This window comes from Achromobacter pestifer, assembly GCF_013267355.1.
Taxonomy (GTDB): domain Bacteria; phylum Pseudomonadota; class Gammaproteobacteria; order Burkholderiales; family Burkholderiaceae_B; genus Achromobacter; species Achromobacter pestifer_A.
Window position 1 is genome coordinate 1,498,247 of sequence record NZ_CP053985.1, and the last position, 16,727, is coordinate 1,514,973.

The 16,727-nt window shown below is 68.8% G+C and carries 15 protein-coding genes and 1 riboswitch; of the genes, 9 read left to right on the plus strand and 6 right to left on the minus strand.

Features of this window, described 5'->3' with window-relative positions; all coding sequences use genetic code 11:
- Nucleotides 1–29: 29 nt before the first annotated feature.
- A riboswitch (yybP-ykoY riboswitch) is annotated at nucleotides 30–218 on the minus strand.
- Nucleotides 219–347: 129 nt separating this feature from the next.
- On the plus strand, nucleotides 348–1,691 hold the full coding sequence (locus FOC84_RS07395) for an aminopeptidase P N-terminal domain-containing protein (RefSeq protein WP_173150002.1): 1,344 nt from the start codon (nucleotides 348–350) through the stop codon (nucleotides 1,689–1,691).
- Between the two features lie 23 nt (nucleotides 1,692–1,714).
- Here FOC84_RS07395 and FOC84_RS07400 read toward each other — a convergent pair whose 3' ends face one another.
- Nucleotides 1,715–2,179 carry a hypothetical protein gene (locus FOC84_RS07400; protein ID WP_173143853.1) on the minus strand — a complete coding sequence of 155 codons (465 nt, stop codon included), beginning with the start codon at nucleotides 2,177–2,179 and terminating at the stop codon, nucleotides 1,715–1,717.
- A 79-nt stretch (nucleotides 2,180–2,258) separates the two neighbouring features.
- Here FOC84_RS07400 and FOC84_RS07405 point away from each other — a divergent pair, with 79 nt between their 5' ends.
- The 6 genes from FOC84_RS07405 to ruvA all read left to right on the plus strand — a co-directional run bounded on the left by FOC84_RS07405 (nucleotide 2,259) and on the right by ruvA (nucleotide 7,784).
- Nucleotides 2,259–3,428: a UbiH/UbiF/VisC/COQ6 family ubiquinone biosynthesis hydroxylase gene (locus FOC84_RS07405; protein ID WP_173143854.1), complete on the plus strand. Its 1,170-nt coding sequence runs from the start codon at nucleotides 2,259–2,261 to the stop codon at nucleotides 3,426–3,428.
- Between the two features lie 115 nt (nucleotides 3,429–3,543).
- Nucleotides 3,544–4,569 carry a tRNA dihydrouridine synthase DusB gene (gene dusB / locus FOC84_RS07410; protein WP_054457331.1) on the plus strand — a complete coding sequence of 342 codons (1,026 nt, stop codon included), beginning with the start codon at nucleotides 3,544–3,546 and terminating at the stop codon, nucleotides 4,567–4,569.
- 36 nt (nucleotides 4,570–4,605) lie between these two features.
- Entirely contained in the window at nucleotides 4,606–4,845 is a 240-nt protein-coding gene (locus FOC84_RS07415; RefSeq protein WP_173143855.1) for a helix-turn-helix domain-containing protein, read from the plus strand.
- Between the two features lie 103 nt (nucleotides 4,846–4,948).
- A complete protein-coding gene (gene purH / locus FOC84_RS07420; RefSeq protein ID WP_173143856.1) occupies nucleotides 4,949–6,538 on the plus strand; it encodes a bifunctional phosphoribosylaminoimidazolecarboxamide formyltransferase/IMP cyclohydrolase in 1,590 nt (529 codons plus the stop codon).
- Nucleotides 6,538–7,086, plus strand: coding sequence for a crossover junction endodeoxyribonuclease RuvC (gene ruvC / locus FOC84_RS07425; protein ID WP_173143857.1), 549 nt, complete (start codon nucleotides 6,538–6,540; stop codon nucleotides 7,084–7,086). Before purH ends, ruvC begins: the two co-directional genes overlap by 1 nt.
- 125 nt (nucleotides 7,087–7,211) lie before the next feature.
- Nucleotides 7,212–7,784, plus strand: a complete 573-nt coding sequence (gene ruvA, locus FOC84_RS07430) for a Holliday junction branch migration protein RuvA (RefSeq protein WP_173143858.1) — start codon at nucleotides 7,212–7,214, stop codon at nucleotides 7,782–7,784.
- Nucleotides 7,785–7,791: 7 nt separating this feature from the next.
- Here ruvA and FOC84_RS07435 read toward each other — a convergent pair whose 3' ends face one another.
- The 5 genes from FOC84_RS07435 to FOC84_RS07455 form a co-directional block, all read right to left on the minus strand.
- Nucleotides 7,792–8,700, minus strand: a complete 909-nt coding sequence (locus FOC84_RS07435; protein WP_173143859.1) for a complex I NDUFA9 subunit family protein — start codon at nucleotides 8,698–8,700, stop codon at nucleotides 7,792–7,794.
- 104 nt (nucleotides 8,701–8,804) lie between these two features.
- Nucleotides 8,805–9,770, minus strand: coding sequence for a threo-3-hydroxy-L-aspartate ammonia-lyase (locus tag FOC84_RS07440; protein WP_173143860.1), 966 nt, complete (start codon nucleotides 9,768–9,770; stop codon nucleotides 8,805–8,807).
- Nucleotides 9,771–9,847: 77 nt separating this feature from the next.
- A complete protein-coding gene (gene ruvB / locus FOC84_RS07445) occupies nucleotides 9,848–10,921 on the minus strand; it encodes a Holliday junction branch migration DNA helicase RuvB (RefSeq protein ID WP_173143861.1) in 1,074 nt (357 codons plus the stop codon).
- Between the two features lie 88 nt (nucleotides 10,922–11,009).
- Nucleotides 11,010–12,566 carry a sensor histidine kinase gene (locus FOC84_RS07450; protein WP_173143862.1) on the minus strand — a complete coding sequence of 519 codons (1,557 nt, stop codon included), beginning with the start codon at nucleotides 12,564–12,566 and terminating at the stop codon, nucleotides 11,010–11,012.
- Nucleotides 12,566–13,267 (minus strand): response regulator, encoded by a 702-nt coding sequence (locus FOC84_RS07455; RefSeq protein ID WP_054457345.1) that lies wholly within the window; start codon nucleotides 13,265–13,267, stop codon nucleotides 12,566–12,568. Before FOC84_RS07455 ends, FOC84_RS07450 begins: the two co-directional genes overlap by 1 nt.
- Before the next feature lie 252 nt (nucleotides 13,268–13,519).
- Here FOC84_RS07455 and FOC84_RS07460 point away from each other — a divergent pair, with 252 nt between their 5' ends.
- Complete coding sequence (locus FOC84_RS07460; protein WP_254242003.1) at nucleotides 13,520–14,785, plus strand: fimbrial protein; 1,266 nt, start codon at nucleotides 13,520–13,522, stop codon at nucleotides 14,783–14,785.
- A gap of 93 nt (nucleotides 14,786–14,878) precedes the next feature.
- Complete coding sequence (gene recQ / locus FOC84_RS07465; RefSeq protein ID WP_173143864.1) at nucleotides 14,879–16,708, plus strand: DNA helicase RecQ; 1,830 nt, start codon at nucleotides 14,879–14,881, stop codon at nucleotides 16,706–16,708.
- Nucleotides 16,709–16,727 lie beyond the last annotated feature (19 nt).

Genomic DNA, 16,727 nt, shown 5'->3' on the forward strand with positions numbered 1-16,727 from the left:
ACCAATTGGCGCGACGTCGCGGCTCGCCCGGCTGGGGTGAACGCAACGCGGCCAAAGGTCTCGCCTGGCTGGTCCATGCGGCGGGTGCCGCCGTGCATGGATACCGCTACTAGCGCCATGGAGTTCTAGCGGCTGCTGCGCAGCGCTGAACCACCAAGTCTGTTGACGCTAGCTCCTTTGCGGGGACAAAGGATGGCTACTCCCCAATGACAGAGCGGCGATTGTAGCAGCTTGCCCCGCGCGGTCCAGCGAATTCCGCGAGGCCTGGCGTGGGGTGTCGTATCCCGGGGATGGCGGGTAAAGTAAACGGCATCATCACCTTGCCGGGGTTCGCGCCCCAGTCCGCCATGAGCCTGCCTCCCGACGACATCGCCCCTTACGCCGCGCGGCGCCAACGCCTGATGGCGCAGATGCGCGCCGAAGGCGGCGGCATCGCCATCCTGGCCACCGCCCCGGAGGCCACGCGCAACCGCGACGCGGAATATCCCTACCGGCACGACAGCGACTTCTTCTACCTGACCGGATTCACCGAACCCGGCGCCTGGCTGGTGCTGATCGCGGGCGCGACCGACCGCACCCTGCTCTTCTGCCGTCCGCGCCACATCGAACATGAAATCTGGGAGGGCAAGCGTTTCGGTCCCGAGGCGGCCGCGGCGCATTTCGGTTTCGACGACGCCCATCCGCTCGATGCGCTGGACGAACTGATGCCCGCGCTGCTACAGGACCACGCCACCTTGTATGCCCCCCTGGCCGGCGACAAGCGCCACGACGGCCGCCTGCACCGCTGGCTGGCGGCGGCCCGCGAGGCCAGCCGCGGCGGCCATGCGCCGCCCGCGCGCCAACAGGACATCCGGCCGCTGCTGGCCGAGATGCGGCTGATCAAGGACGCCACGGAAATCGCGGCGATGCGGCGCGCGGCCAAGATCTCGGCCGGCGCCCATGTGCGCGCCATGCGCGTCGCCCGCCCCGGCATGCACGAGTACGAGATCGAGGCCGAACTGCTGTACGAGTTCCGCCGCCACGGCGCGCAATCGGTGGCCTACAACAGCATCGTGGCAGCGGGCGCGAACGCCTGCGTGCTGCACTATCCGGCTGGCGAGGCAGTGCTGCGCGACGGCGACCTGGTGCTGATCGACGCGGGCTGCGAGGTCGACAGCTACGCCAGCGACATCACCCGCACCTTTCCCGTGAACGGCCGCTACAGCGGCCCGCAGCGCGCGCTGTACGACCTGACGGTGGCAGCCCAGGATGCCGCCGCCCAGGCGACGGCGCCCGGCCGCGGCTTCAACGACGGGCACCAGGCCGCCCTGCGCGTGCTGGCGCAGGGCATGCTGGACCTGAAGCTCTTGAAGGGTTCGCTGGACGGCGTGCTGGAATCCGGCGACTACAGCCGTTTCTACATGCACCGCACCGGCCACTGGCTGGGCCTGGACGTGCACGACGTGGGCGACTACCGCCAGCCCGGCCCGGCCCACGGCGCCGAACGGCCCTGGCGCAAGCTGGAACCGGGCATGATGCTGACGATCGAGCCCGGCATCTATGTGCGGCCCGCCGACGACGTGCCCGAGGCCTACTGGAACATCGGCATCCGCACCGAAGACGACGCGCTGGTCACGGACGAAGGCTGCGAGCTCATCACCCGCGGCGTGCCGGTGCAAGCCGGCGAGATCGAAGCGCTGATGCGCGAATAGGCTGGCGGCGCGCCGGGGCGACGCTAAAAGACGTAGCCGTCCAGCCAGCCCATGGCGATCCAGGTGTAGACCACCACCATGGCGATGGCGAACATGGACACGATGGCGCCGACCAGGCAGGCCAGGATCGCGACCAGCACCGGCCCCCAGCCGGTCCGGGTCGGCCGGCCCAGGCCGTCGTTGTAGAGACGGTCGAATTTCTCGTCCTGCATCAGCGAGAACACCGCGCTCTCGATGAACCCGTCGACCATGGGAATGAACACCAGGAAGAAGGCTGGGTTGTCGTACCAGACGGGGTAGAAGCTGACAGCGCAGAACAGGCTGACCAACGTGTACGCGGTCACCAGCCAGGCGTGGCGGCGGCCCAGATACCACCAATGCGCTCCCACCGCGCCGAACAGGCAGGCCAGCAGTCCGACCGCGACCTTGCCGCGTGGACGGCGGGCGGAAACGGCGGACAAGGGGGATGAGGCCTGGAGCTGCGTCATGTCGATCGACCGGAAAGAGGACCACGGCGCCAAGACGCGCCGGCTGCTGCGGATTGTAGTGGACGGGTAAAATCCGGTCATGACTTCATCCGCCTTCGACATAGCGATTCTAGGCGCGGGCCCGGTGGGCCGCGTGCTGGCCCTGATGTTGGCCCGCGTGGCGCCCGACCCTGCGCGCATCGCGCTGCTTGCGGGCAGCTCGCCCGCCCCGGTCGCGCCATCGGCGGCGGCGCCCGCCTCGGATCCGCGCGTGCTGGCCATGAACCATGGCAGCCGCGTGCTGCTGGAATCGCTGCATGCCTGGCCCGAACGGTCGGCCGATATCCGCAACATCCATGTGTCGCAGCGCGGCCGGCTGGGCCGCACCCTGATCCAGAACACCGATTTCGGCGTGCCGCAGCTGGGCAGCGTGGTTGGCTATTCCGGCCTGCACGCCAAGCTGGACGAATGCGTGGCCGCTTGCGGCGTCACCGTGCTGCAAGGCCCGCCTGCCCGGATCGGCATGCAGGACGCGGACGGCGTGCGCGTCGAACAAGGCGACACGACGCTGCTGTGCCAGGTCGCGGTGCAATCCGACGGCGCGGGTGCGACCGACCTGCGCCGCGATTACGACCAGCATGCGGTGCTGACCACGGCGCACGCCACCCTGCCCCGCCGCGGCTGGGCCTGGGAACGCTTCACCGCCGAAGGCCCGCTGGCGCTGCTGCCGCACCCGCAGACCCCGGACGCCTATTCCGTCGTCTGGTGCAGCGCGCCCGAGCGCGCCGCCGAACTGGCAGCGCTGGACAACGCCGCGTTTTCGCGGGCGCTGTCCGCAGCGTTCGGCGACCGCCTGGGGCGGCTGTCCAGCCAGGCGCCGCGGCATGTCTTCCCATTGGCGCTCAGCGCCCGCCGCGCCCAGGTGCACGGCCGCGTGGCGGCCATCGGCAATGCCGCGCAGACCCTGCATCCGGTCGCTGGCCAGGGCCTGAACCTGGGCCTACGCGACGCCGCTCGCCTGGCCCAGACACTGGGCGGCTGGCTGGCCCACCCGAACGTCAATCCTGGTCCCGCGCTGGCGGAATTCGCCGGGGCGCGCCACGTGGACCGCTTCATCACCGCCGGCCTGACCGACCTGATGCCCCGCATCTTCTCGACCGGCCTGGCCCCGGTGGAACACGCTTGCGGCCTGGCCTTATTGGGAATGGATCTGGCCGCCCCGCTGCGCGCGCCGCTGGCGCAGCATCTGCTGCAAGGTTTCCGCGCCTGAATTCTTCCCGATCCGCCCCCGATAACGGGGCGGATTGTCTGTTTTCGCCTTCCTTTGTTACGAATTGTTCTCCCGGTGACAAAGGGGGCACGATCGAGCCGGTTAAAATGTGAGCATGCGCATAGGTCAATGGACCCTTCCCAACAACGTGCTGGTCGCGCCCATGGCGGGCGTGACGGACCGTCCTTTCCGCCAACTTTGCAAGAAGTTGGGGGCGGGCTATGCCGTGTCGGAAATGGCCGCGAGCAACCCCAAGCTGTGGGATAGCGTCAAAACCTCCCGGCGCCTGAACCACGACGGCGAGATCGCCCCCATTTCCGTGCAGATCGCGGGCGCCGACCCCGCCATGATGGCGGAAGCTGCGGTGTTCAACGCCAGCAAGGGCGCCCGGATCATCGACATCAACATGGGTTGCCCGGTCAAGAAGGTCTGCAACGTGGCCTCCGGGTCGGCGCTCTTGCGCCATGAAGACCAGATCGCCCGCATCCTGGACGCGGTGGTATCCGCCTGCGCCCCCTTGGACGTGCCGGTGACCCTGAAGACCCGCACCGGCTGGGACCGCGAAAGCCGCAATGCCCTGCGGGTGGCGAAAATGGCGGAAAACGCCGGCATCGCCGCCCTGACCCTGCACGGCCGCACCCGCGCCGACCTCTATACGGGCGAGGCGGAATATGACACTATCCGCGCCGTCAAGGCCGAACTGAAAATCCCCGTTGTCGCCAACGGAGATATCACCACGCCCGAAAAAGCCAGGCACGTCCTGGATTACACTGGCGCCGATGCGGTCATGATCGGGCGGGCGGCCCAAGGCCGTCCCTGGATTTTCCGCGAAATCGACCACTACCTGCGCACGGGCGAAACACTGGCCCCTCCCTCCTATGGGGAAATGCGCGAGCTGCTGCTCGAACATCTCGACGACCACTACCGGTTCTATGGCGAGCACACCGGCGTACGCACGGCGCGCAAGCACATAGGCTGGTATCTGGACGGCCTGCCGGGGGCGGACTCGTTCTGCGCCCGCATGAATCTGATCGACAACACCCGCGACCAGTGGCGGGCCGTGTCGGACTGGTTCGACCTCATCTCGCGCGACGGCGGATCCCATCCGGCGCCGGTCGCAGAAGCCCTGCTGGCGGCATAACCGCCTCAACACCAACATAAAAATATCTGTACTCAAATGAGCAAGAAAGATGTCCTGGAAGAATGCGTGCGCGCCAGCCTGGAGCGCTATTTCGAAGACTTGGGTGAATCCGAGCCCCACGACATGTGGGACATGGTGATGCGCTGCGTGGAGCGCCCGGTGCTTGAAGTGGCGTTGGAACGGTCGGGCGGCAATCAGTCGCGGGCATCCGAAATGCTGGGCATCACCCGCAACACCCTGCGCAAGAAGTTGCTGGCGCACAATATTCAGATATAGCTTTCGTGCGCGGGCGGCAGGCACATCGCGCCGCCCGCTCCCCCCAGATTTCCCATCCGACCTGAACGAGAAAGGCGCTCCCGCCCCACTCCCGTCCCTCACCATGAAAATCGAAACCGCCCTGCTTTCGGTGTCCGACAAGACCGGCATCGTTGAATTTGCCCGCGCCCTGGCCACGCGTGGCGTGCGCCTGCTGTCCACCGGCGGCACCGCCAAGCTGCTGGCCGACTCCGGCCTGACCGTCACCGAAGTGGCGGCCCACACGGGTTCGCCCGAAATTCTCGATGGCCGCGTCAAGACGCTGCACCCGAAGATCCACGGCGGCCTGCTGGCGCGCCGCGACAGCGCGGAGCACATGGACACCATCAAGGCGGCGGGCATCGACCGCATCGACATGCTGGTGGTCAACCTGTACCCCTTCCGCGAAACCGTGGCCAAGCCGGACTGCACCTTCGCCGACGCCGTCGAGAACATCGACATCGGCGGCCCGGCCATGCTGCGCGCGGCGGCCAAGAACCACGGCACCGAAGCCGGCGGCGTGACGGTGGTGATCGACCCGGTCGACTACTCGCGCGTGCTGGCCGAAATGGACAAGGGCGGCAACACCTCCTATGGCCTGCGCCTGGCGCTGGCCTCCAAGGTCTACGCCCACACCGCCGCCTACGACGGCGCCATCGCCGCCTACCTGACCAGCCTGGCCGACGCCGAGCCCCAGCAGGAAGCCGTGCCGGCCCGCAACGAATGGCCCGGCACGCTGACCCTGCAGGTCAAGCAGGACCAGGCCCTGCGCTACGGCGAGAACCCGCACCAGACCGCCGCCTTCTACGTCGACGCGCAGCGTCCGGCCGGCCTGCTGGGCAACTACCGCCAGCTGCAGGGCAAGGAACTGTCCTACAACAACATCGCGGACGCCGACGCCGCCTGGGAATGCGCGCGCAGCTTCGAAGCGCCCGCCTGCGTCATCGTCAAACACGCCAACCCCTGCGGCGTTGCGGTCGCGGCCGACACGCTGGGCGCCTACCAGCAAGCCTTCAAGACCGACCCGACCTCGGCCTTCGGCGGCATCATCGCCTTCAACCGTCCGGTGGACGCCGCCACGGCCGAAGCCGTGAGCGCGCAGTTCCTGGAAGTGCTGCTGGCCCCCGCCTATGACGGCGCGGCGCTGGCCATCCTGGCCGCCAAGAAGAACGTGCGCGTGCTGGAAGTGCCGATGGGCACGGGCCAGAACGCCTTCGACATCAAGCGCGTGGGAGGCGGCTGGCTGGTGCAGACCCCGGACGCCTACAACGTGCCGCGCGACGCGCTCAAGGTGGTCAGCAAGCGCCAGCCCACCGAACAGGAAATGAACGACCTGGCGTTCGCCTGGAAGGTCGCCAAGTACGTCAAGTCCAACGCCATCGTGTTCGTGGGCGGCGGCATGACGCTGGGCGTGGGCGCCGGCCAGATGAGCCGCATCGACTCGGCCCGCATCGCCTCGATCAAGGCGGAAAACGCCGGCCTGACCCTGAAGGGTTCGGCCGTGGCGTCGGACGCCTTCTTCCCGTTCCGCGACGGCCTGGACGTGGTGGTGGCGGCTGGCGCGACCTGCGTGATCCAGCCGGGCGGCAGCATGCGCGACGACGAAGTCATCGCCGCGGCCGACGAGCACGGCATCGCCATGGTGCTGACCGGCACCCGCCACTTCCGCCACTGATGCGCGTCCTCGGCATCGATCCCGGCTTGCGCCGCACCGGCTTCGGTGTGATCGATGCCGACGGCCCGCGGCTGCGCTACGTGGCCAGCGGGACCATCGTGGTCCCGCCGGCGCTGGCGCTGTCTGAACGCCTCAAGGTCATCCTGGACAATCTGCGCCAGGTGGCGCGCGACACGCAACCCGACGTGGCCGCGCTGGAAATCATCTTCCTGAACACCAACCCCGCGTCTACCCTGCTGCTGGGCCAGGCGCGCGGCGCCGCGCTATGCGCGCTGGCCGACAGCTCGCTGGCGGTGCACGAGTACACCGCGCTGCAGATCAAGAAGGCCGTGGTCGGCACCGGCCGCGCCGCCAAGGAGCAGGTGCAGATGATGGTGCAGCACCTGCTGGCGCTGGACGGCGCGCCCGCGCCCGACTCGGCCGACGCGCTGGCCTGCGCGATCTGCCATGCCCATGCCGGGCCCATGCAGGACAAGCTCGAGCGTCTGGGCGCGTCCCTGCGCATGAGCGGCAAGACCCGCATCCGCAACGGCCGGCTGATCGGCTGAAACCCTGATTTGCCGTGGTTCGCCGCAGGGCGGGACGAGTTCCCGCCGATTGCGCGCCCGCGCGTATAGAATCCCCGCATCCGCCGCGCATTCAGCGGCCTCACCATTGCCAGGCCACCATCACCATGATCGGACGCATCACCGGAACCCTGATCGAGAAACTCCCGCCCACCATCTGCGTGGACGTGGGCGGTCTGGGCTATGACATCGACGTGCCCATGAGCACGCTGTACTCGCTGCCCGACACGGGCGCCCGCGTCACGCTCTACACGCACCTGACGGTGCGCGAAGACGCCCACATCCTGTATGGCTTCGCCTCGGCCGGCGAACGCAGCGCATTCCGCGAACTGATCAAGGTCAGCGGCATCGGCGCGCGCACCGCGCTGTCGGTGCTGTCGGGGTTGTCGGTGGCGGACCTGGCTCAGGCCATCACCTTGCAGGAATCGGGCCGCCTGACGCGCGTGCCCGGCATCGGCAAGAAGACCGCCGAACGCCTGCTGCTCGAAATGCGCGGCAAGCTGGGCGCGGACATCGGCGCGTCCGCGCACGCCACCCCTGACAACCAGTCGGACATCCTGAACGCGCTGCTGGCGCTGGGCTATTCAGAAAAGGAATCGCTGTCGGCGCTGAAGACGCTGCCCGAAGGCGTGGGCGTGTCCGACGGCATCAAGCAGGCGCTGAAGGCGCTGGTGCGCTGAAACAGGCTTACAGGTAGCGCGGCGCCACGGCTTCCAGGCCCGTCGGCACCACGTGCAGTTCGGGCGCGATCGGCCCGCTGCAAATGTTGTCGCGGCGCAGGGAGTCCAGGTTGTCGCGCGACATCAGCGGCGTGCCGGGCAGGCATTCGAACAGCCGGGCCTGCATGCGGCCCACGCCCATGGGCATGCTGACCACCGGCCGCGGATGGCCGCTCCAGGCGGCGCACAGGCGGGCGATCTCGCCCAGCGTGTAGACCTGAGGCCCGCCCAGTTCATAGGTCTTGCCGCAGGTGTGCGTATTGCCCAGCGCCGAGACGATGGCGGCGACCACGTCGCCCACATAGACCGGCTGCATGCGCACGTGCGCGCCGGCCAGCGGCAGCACCGGCAGCCAGCGCGCCAGGCCGGCGAACATATTGGTGAATTTGTCGTCCGGGCCGAAGACCACCGAAGGTCGGAAGATGGTCCAGCCACCGTCCTGATTGCCCTGGAATTCCTGCTTGATGGCGGCTTCGCCGTCGCCCTTGGAGCGCTGGTACATGCTGTCGCCGTTGGAATCGGCGCCCAGCGCGCTGATGTGGATGAGCCTGCGCACGCCCTGCCGGCGGCAGGCCTGCGCGACGCGCTGCGGCAGCAGCACGTGGGCCCGCGCGAAGTCAGAGCCATAAGGCCGGCCGGCGTTGCCGTGCAGGATGCCCACCAGGTTGACGACCGCGTCGCAGCCCTGCGACAGGCCATCCAGCGTGGCATCGTCGTGCACGTCGCCTTCGAGCAAGGTCACGGTGGGGAGAATCTGCAGGTCGCGCCCGCGGCTGTAGAGCCGGGTGGGCACGACGATCTGATGCTGATCCGCGGAAAGCCGCGCTACCAGATGGCGGCCTATGAAACCGGTGCCGCCGATGACAAGGATACGCATGTCGCAGCCCCTGTTCGTCAGGATTCAGTTCCGATTCTGCCTTGCACGCGCCACAACCGCAAGCGCGCATCGGCGGCCCCGCAAAGGGACCGCCCGAGGGGGGATCAGCCCGCCAGCAGCTTGGCGTAGGCCGGAAGGTCGACGTTGCCGCCGCTGATGATGACGCCGACCCGCGCGCCGCGCACCGGCACCACGTTCTGCATGACGGCGGCCGCGCCCAGGCAGCCGGTGGGTTCCACCACCATCTTCATGCGTTCGGCGAAGAAACGCATGGTGGTGACCAGCTGTTCGTCGGTCACGGTGACGATGTCGCGCACGTGCTTCTGGATCAGCGGGAAGGTCAGATTGCCCAGGTGCGTCGTGGCGGCGCCGTCAGCCAGGGTCTTGGGCGCCTGGATTCGGACGATTTCACCTTTGCGCAGGGACTGCTGGCCGTCATTGCCGGCCTCGGGCTCGACCCCGTAGACCAGGCAGCGCGGGCTCAGCGCGTAGGCGGACAGGGCCGACCCCGACAGCAGGCCGCCGCCGCCCAGGCAGACGAACAGGTAGTCCAGTTCGCCCACTTCCTCGAACAATTCCTTGGCGGCGGTGCCCTGCCCGGCGATCACGTCTTCGTGGTCGTAGGGCGGGATCAGGGTGGCGCCGGTTTCTGCCTGGATGCGGTGGGCGATCGCCTCGCGGTCCTCGGTGTAGCGGTCATAGGTGACGATCTTGCCACCATAGCCCGCGGTGGCGGCGCGCTTGGCGGCCGGCGCGTCCAGCGGCATGATGATGGTGGCCTGCACGCCCTGCAGCTTCGAGGCCAGGGCGATGGCCTGCGCGTGGTTGCCCGACGAGAACGTCACCACGCCGGCGGCGCGCTGCTCGGGCGTCAGGCGCGCGATGGCGTTGTAGCCGCCGCGAAACTTGAAGGCGCCCATGCGCTGGAAGTTCTCGCACTTGAAGAAGACCGACGCGCCGCTGATCGCGTCGGCGGTGGCCGAGGTCAGTACGGGCGTGCGGTGCGCGTTGCCGGCCAGGCGCTCGCTGGCGCGCACGACGTCGTCATAGGTGGGCAATTCGGGCTGCATGGGATTGGGTCCTTTGATCGCGAAGGGAAATCAAAACCTTCCGATGATAAACCCGCGGCGCCCGGGACGCCCGCCGCCTACTTCCCGAAGAGATCGCCCGAACCCGCCGTGGTCCCGGCTGGCGGGGTCAGCCCCAGGTGGCGCCAGGTGGTCAGCGTGGCGGTGCGGCCGCGCGGCGTGCGCTGCAGGTAGCCATGCTGGATCAGATAGGGTTCGATCACGTCCTCGATGGTGTCGCGCTCTTCGCCGATGGCGGCTGCCAGGCTGTCCACGCCGACGGGGCCGCCATCGAACTTGTGGATGATGGCCTCGAGCAGCTTGCGGTCCATCAGGTCCAGGCCCTGCGGGTCCACCTCCAGCATGGCCAGCGCGCGGCCGGCGACGTCCGCGTCGATGGTGCCGCCGGCCTTGACCTCGGCGTAATCGCGCACCCGGCGCAACAGCCGGTTGGCGATGCGGGGCGTGCCGCGGGCGCGGCGCGCGACTTCGGCCGCGCCCTCCGGCGTGATGCCGGCGTTCAAGAGGCCGGCGCTGCGCGTGACGATGTGGCCGAGGTCGGCGGCGTTGTAGAACTCCAGCCGCGACACGATGCCGAAGCGGTCGCGCAGGGGGTTGGTCAGCATGCCGGCGCGGGTGGTGGCGCCAACCAGGGTGAAGGGCTGCAAGTCCAGCTTCACGCTGCGCGCCGCGGGGCCTTCCCCGATCAGGATGTCGATCTGGAAATCCTCCAGCGCCGGATAGAGGATTTCCTCGACCACGGGCGACAGGCGGTGGATTTCGTCGATGAACAGGACATCGTTCTTTTCCAGGTTGGTCAAGAGCGCCGCCAGGTCGCCCGGGCGTTCCAGCACCGGGCCCGAGGTCTGGCGCAGCTGCACGCCCATTTCATGCGCAATGATGTGGGCCAGCGTGGTCTTGCCCAGGCCTGGGGGGCCGAACAGCAGCACGTGGTCCAGGGCTTCGCCGCGCTTCCTGGCCGCGGCGATGAAAATCTCCAGCTGCTCGCGGGCGCGGTGCTGGCCGACGTACTCGTCCAGCGCCTTGGGCCGCAGGGCGCGTTCGATCGACTCCTCGTTGGGCGAGACCGGCTGCGGCGCCACGATACGGGGGGCGTCGGGACGGGAGGAAAGCGAATCGGACTGGATGGCCATGGTGCGGAAACGACAAAGTACTAAGCAGGATGCATCGTACCGTAGGGCGGCCCGCCCTGGGGGCGGGGGGGCGCCTGCGAGGGCGGTCCTAGGGCGTGTCGGACAGCGGCAGCCTGACCCGCACGCACAATCCGCCCGACTCCGCTTCCAGCAGCTCCAGCGAGCCGCCATGCGCGCGCGCGATGGCCTCGGCCAGCGCCAGGCCCAGCCCCACGCTACCGGTGCGCGTGCGCGCGTCGTCCAGGCGGCTGAACGGGCGCAGGGCCTCCTGGCGCCGTTCCGGCACGATGCCGGAACCGTGGTCGGCCACGTCCAACACGGCGTGGCGTCCCTCGTGCCGCAGGCTGACCTCGACCGGCGGCGCGCCATGGTTCAGCGCATTACCGATCAGGTTGTCCAGCAGGCGGCCCAGCGCCACGGCGTCCGCCTGCACCACCAGGGTTGCGACCTCGTCGCCGGCCCGCAGGCTGATGTCGGTGCCGGCGCCCTGCCAGGCGCCCACGCGCTCGGTCAACCAATCGGACAGGAGCATCGAGGCGTAGCGGTAGGCGGCCGGGTCGGTGCCGCGCACGAAACCGATGAACTGGTCCACCATGTGCTGCATGTCCTGCAGGTCCGCCCGCAGCCCTTCCTTCAGCTTGGAGTCGTCGGCCAGCTCGATGCGCAGCCACATCCGCGACAAGGGGCCTTTCAGGTCATGCGGCAGGCCCGACAGCAGGGTGCGGCGCACCGAATCGGATTCGGACAGCGCATCCAGCATGGCGTTGAAGCGTACGCCCAGCACCCGCGTTTCATGCGGACCCGAGGGTTCGACCCGTTGCGGCTGCCCCGCCGCCAGCCGGTCGGCGGCGTCGGCCAGCCGGGTGATCGGACGCGTGATATGCCAGGAGAAGCCCACCGCCAGCAACAGCAGCAGCCCCAGGCCGCCCAGCCAGGCGGCGATGAACGGCGTGGCCACCGGCGGGTCCAGGCGGTCCAGCGGAATGACCAGCCATTCGCGCAGGCGCGGCGCGTCCTCGCTGGCGGGGTTGGGCGCCAGGGAAATGAAGATTTCCGGCGTGGGCCCGCGCGACAGCGCCACGCGCGTGCCGTCGTTCAGGCGTTCATTGAGCTGCTGCACCAGCACCCGCAGGTCGCGGCGGATGTCGTCCGGCTCCGGCTGGTAGCGGCGGTTGTGTTCCTCGCGGTCGCGCGCGCGCTCGCCTTCCCGCGCGCTGGCGCGTTCATCGCCATGCTCTTCGTCGCGCACTTCCGGGGGCGGCGGCGCCGGCGGGCCGTGTATCTGCGCGTCCGCGGGCGGCGGCGGCGGCGGCTTCGGAGCCGCCTTCGGCGGCGGACGGCGGCCATTGAAGCGCTGCAGCTTGGCTTCGGCGGGCAGCACCCGCGACCACAACCGCCACTGGTTCTGCGAAGCCGTGCGCACGAAGTCGGCGCGTTCCTCCGCCGGCACCTGCGACACGGCCGCGCGCAGCGTGCGGATGGTGGTGACGATATAGCCGATGGCCACGTCTTCCATGAACTTGTGCCGGAAGTACGACACCGTCACCAGCGTGGCCGCCTGCGTCAGCAGGACCGAGCCCAGGATCAGCAGGATCAGCCTTGCCCGCAGCGAGCGCGGCACCAGGAAGCCAGGAGAAAAGCGCATCAGGGCGAGAACCGGTAGCCGATGCCCCAGACGGTCTGGATCCAGCGCGGCTGCTTGGGATCGTCTTCGATGACCCGGCGCAGCCGCAGGATGGCGATGTCGATGGCGCGGTCGTTGCGCTCGCCGGCATCGTCGTCGCGCGCCAGCGCCAGCAGGCGTTCACGCGACAGCGGCTTGCCCGCGTTGCGCACCAGCGCTTCCAGCAGATTGATCTCGCCGCCGGTCAGCTTGACCACGGTGCCTTCGCGCGACAGCTGGCGGGTGGAGGGATCGAACACGAAGGGGCCGAATGAAACCGGCGCATCCTTGGTCAGCGCCGACGGGCCGCGCTTGCGGCGCAGCACCGCCTCGATGCGGGCCAGCAGCTCGCGCGGATCGAAGGGCTTGCCGACGTAGTCGTCGGCACCGGCCTCCAGGCCGATGATGCGGTCCACGGCCTCGTCGCGCGCGGTCAGCAGGATGACGGGGATGTCCTCGCCCTGCTCGCGCAGGCGGCGGCAGGCATCCGCGCCGTCGCCGCCGGGCAGCATGCGGTCCAGCACCAGCAGGTCGGGCGCGTAGCGGGTGATGCGGGACGACAGATCCGTGGCGTCCGGCGCCAGCAGGGTGTCGTAGCCATGCCGGTTCAGGTAGTCGGCCAGCAGTTGCCGTAAGGCGGGATCGTCGTCAACGACCAGCAGCTTGGTGTGGGGATTGTCCATGGATGCCATAGTGCGGCCCTCTGCTACAAGCCGCAAGAGGCGGGAAATCAACTGAAATATACCTGTTGCACGATGTTGGACGCGTTTACCAGCGCTTTCCCGCCACGGCGCCGCGCCCGCTGTGGACTGGCCCTAAAATAGACGCGGCCCGCCTTCTGTCCGCTTTGCTAAAAAACGTTTACAGGCAAGGCGGCACACCCTTTCTACACTGTGCCTATGGTCGCCCCTGCATTCATCTGGCGAAAAACCTTGTTGCGCGCCGCGCTGGCGGCGGCCATGGCCTGCCCGCTCGCTCCGGCCCTGGGCGGTCCTGTTGCTACGTCCCCCTATATGCCGCCCGCCTCGGCGCGCGGCATCGGGGTATTGTCCCCGGTGCAGCCCATCCCGGTACGCCCTGCCGCTACCATGGAGTCGCGCGCGGTGCCGCTGGATCCGTCCCCTTGCGACATGCAGACCATGGAACCGGCGCTGGACACCAGCGTGCACGGCGCCGGCGACGCGGACCTGATCCCCGGCACCGGGCTGGCGCTGTCCGGCGACGCGCAGCCCGCGCCGGTGCCGCTGGATTGCGGCGTGCTTGCCACGCCCGAGGAACCCACGCCGGACTATTCGTTCGTGCTCCAGGACGGAGACCTGCCCCGCGTACCCGTGGTCATGATTTCCGGGGTGTCGCGCGCCTCCCGCCCGTGGTTCGCCTCCGCCGGCAGCCAGGACGGCCTGCGCTACGGCGGCAACCGCAACTGGGTCTACCGCAACACCACGGGTCCGTCGGTCGCCGTCGGCAACATCGACGCCAGGGCGCCGACCTGGGGCAGCGGCGCGCCGGTGGGCGGATTGCAAATCTCGAACTGGGCCGGATCGGGCGCCACCGCCCCGGAAGGCAGTTTCGGCTATTCGTCGTCGCTGGGGCGCCTGAACCGCATGGACCCCGCCGCCAGTTCCGGCGCCGTGGACTACGGCGACCCCGTAGGCAGCGGCAGCGTGCGTTACGGCCTCACTTCCGACCTGACGCTCGAAGGCCAGATGCAGAGCGCGCCGTCGCTCACCACGCGCGGCATGGGCACCACCTACACCGCGGGCGAGTACGGCACGTTCCGCGCCGGAGCCACGCAAAGTTCGTTCGACGCGGCCAGCGCCTGGCGCTACCGCTTCGACTACAGCGTGGCCGTGGCCGACGGCGTCAACCTGGGCTACACCAGCGAGCAGGTCGGCGCGGGCTTCGGCGACCTGTCCAGCTACTCGGGCGGCGCGGTTTCGGCGGCGCACACCCGCAACACGCTGTCGGCAGGCGTCCCCATCACCGGCTGGGGCGTGCTCAGCGGCACCTATTCGGGCCTGCGGGAAGGCTCCGAGCTGGCCGAACAGCGCGTGGGCCTGTCCCACAGCATGTTCGTCGCCCCCAAGGTCAAGCTGGCGGTGGGCGCCGACCGCGACATCCTGTCGGGCAATTACGAATGGCGCGCCAACCTGAGCATGCCGGTGGATACCTTCATGCGCGGCACCTGGCTGAGCTGGTAGGCAGGCCGCGGCAAGGACAGAAATCTCCCTCTGGAAAGGGTCAGGCGGAATTGCGGCTTAAAATCCCCGCCATGATGCTTCCGGCCTACCCCCATGTCTGACGCGCGCGCCCTCGGCGTGTTGCAGCGCGTTTTCGGTTACGAATCCTTCCGCGGCGACCAGCAAGCCATTGTCGAACAGGTGATCGACGGCGGCGACGCGCTGGTCCTCATGCCCACGGGCGGCGGCAAGTCGCTCTGTTACCAAATCCCGTCGCTGGTCCGCGAAGGCACCGGGATCGTCGTGTCGCCGCTGATCGCGCTGATGCAGGACCAGGTCGACGCCCTGACCGAACTGGGCGTGCGCGCGGCCTTCCTGAACTCCACGCAGGAATGGCGCGTCGCCCGCGACGTCGAACAGGCCTTCCTGGCCGGCGAACTGGACCTGCTGTACGTGGCGCCCGAACGCCTGCTGACCGACCGCTGCCTGCAATTGCTGGAGCGCGGCCGCATCGCGCTGTTCGCCATCGACGAGGCCCACTGCGTGTCGCAATGGGGCCACGATTTCCGGCCGGAATACCTGGGCCTGTCGATGCTGCACGAGCGTTGGCCGGACGTGCCGCGCATCGCGCTCACGGCGACGGCCACCGCCGACACGCGCCGCGAAATCGCCCAGCGCCTGTCGCTGGACGACGCGCGCCACTACGTTTCCAGCTTCGACCGCCCCAACATCCGCTATCGCATCATCGAAAAGAACGAGGTGCGCAAGCAGTTGCTGGAAATGATCCAAACCGATCACGAAGGCGAATCGGGCGTGGTCTATGGCCTGTCGCGGGCCCGCGTGGAAGAGACCGCGGAGTTCCTGTGCAACCAGGGCATCGACGCCATGCCCTATCACGCGGGCCTCAGTCCGCAGGTGCGCGCCGCCAACCAGGCGCGCTTCCTGCGCGAGGACGGCGTGGTCATGGTGGCCACCATCGCCTTCGGCATGGGCATCGACAAGCCCGACGTGCGCTTCGTCGCGCACATCGACCTGCCCAAATCCGTGGAAGGCTACTACCAGGAAACCGGCCGCGCCGGCCGCGACGGCCTGCCCGCCACGGCCTGGCTGGCCTACGGCCTGCAAGACGTGGTGCAGCAGCGCCGCATGATCGACGAATCGCCTGGCGACGAATCCTACCGCAGGCGCCTGGGCCAGCAGCTCGATGCCATGCTGGGGCTGTGCGAAACGGTGGAATGCCGGCGCGTGCGCCTCCTGGCCTACTTCGGCCAGCAGATCACGGCCTGCGGCAACTGCGACGTCTGCCTGGAACCGCCGCAAGCCTGGGACGGCACGGTCGCGGCGCAGAAAGTGCTGTCCGCCGTCTATCGGCTCTGGAAGGAACGCGGCCAGCGCTACGGCGCCGGCCACATCATCGACATCCTGCGTGGCAAGGTCACCGACCGCACCACGCAGCATGGCCACGAAACGCTGAGCGTGTTCGGCGTGGGCGCGGACCTGAGCGACACCGCCTGGCGCGGCGTGCTGCGCCAATTGCTGGCGCAAGGCTTGCTGACGGTAGACCACGAAGGCTACGGCACCCTGGCCCTGACCGAGGGCAGCCGGGCCGTGCTCAAGGGCGAACGGCAGCTGATGCTGCGCCGGGAATCCGAAAAGAAACCGCGCTCGGGCAAAAGCGCCAGCGGCCGCCCCAAGGCAGCGGCCATCGACCTGCCGGCCGAACTGCAACCCGTATTCGAGGCCTTGCGCGCCTGGCGCGGCGAAGTGGCCAAGAGCCACGGCGTGCCGGCTTACGTCATCTTCCACGACGCCACGCTGCGCGAGATCGCGCTGGCCCAGCCCGAATCGATGGACGATCTGAGCCACATCAGCGGCGTGGGCGCGCGCAAGCTGGAAGCCTACGGCGAGGAAATCCTGCAGCGCGTGGCCAGGCCGGTCTTGTAATGCCTGCCCTTCGGGGCAG

Coding starts and splice junctions, on each gene's coding strand:
- FOC84_RS07400 (WP_173143853.1), bottom strand. CDS start 2,179: ATGACGCAGCTCCAGGCCTCATCCCCCTTGTCCGCCGTTTCCGCCCGC.
- FOC84_RS07435 (WP_173143859.1), bottom strand. CDS start 8,700: ATGCGTATCCTTGTCATCGGCGGCACCGGTTTCATAGGCCGCCATCTG.
- FOC84_RS07455 (WP_054457345.1), bottom strand. CDS start 13,267: ATGGACAATCCCCACACCAAGCTGCTGGTCGTTGACGACGATCCCGCC.
- ruvB (WP_173143861.1), bottom strand. CDS start 10,921: ATGGCCATCCAGTCCGATTCGCTTTCCTCCCGTCCCGACGCCCCCCGT.
- purH (WP_173143856.1), top strand. CDS start 4,949: ATGAAAATCGAAACCGCCCTGCTTTCGGTGTCCGACAAGACCGGCATC.
- FOC84_RS07415 (WP_173143855.1), top strand. CDS start 4,606: ATGAGCAAGAAAGATGTCCTGGAAGAATGCGTGCGCGCCAGCCTGGAG.
- dusB (WP_054457331.1), top strand. CDS start 3,544: ATGCGCATAGGTCAATGGACCCTTCCCAACAACGTGCTGGTCGCGCCC.
- FOC84_RS07395 (WP_173150002.1), top strand. CDS start 348: ATGAGCCTGCCTCCCGACGACATCGCCCCTTACGCCGCGCGGCGCCAA.
- FOC84_RS07440 (WP_173143860.1), bottom strand. CDS start 9,770: ATGCAGCCCGAATTGCCCACCTATGACGACGTCGTGCGCGCCAGCGAG.
- FOC84_RS07450 (WP_173143862.1), bottom strand. CDS start 12,566: ATGCGCTTTTCTCCTGGCTTCCTGGTGCCGCGCTCGCTGCGGGCAAGG.
- recQ (WP_173143864.1), top strand. CDS start 14,879: ATGTCTGACGCGCGCGCCCTCGGCGTGTTGCAGCGCGTTTTCGGTTAC.
- FOC84_RS07405 (WP_173143854.1), top strand. CDS start 2,259: ATGACTTCATCCGCCTTCGACATAGCGATTCTAGGCGCGGGCCCGGTG.
- ruvA (WP_173143858.1), top strand. CDS start 7,212: ATGATCGGACGCATCACCGGAACCCTGATCGAGAAACTCCCGCCCACC.
- ruvC (WP_173143857.1), top strand. CDS start 6,538: ATGCGCGTCCTCGGCATCGATCCCGGCTTGCGCCGCACCGGCTTCGGT.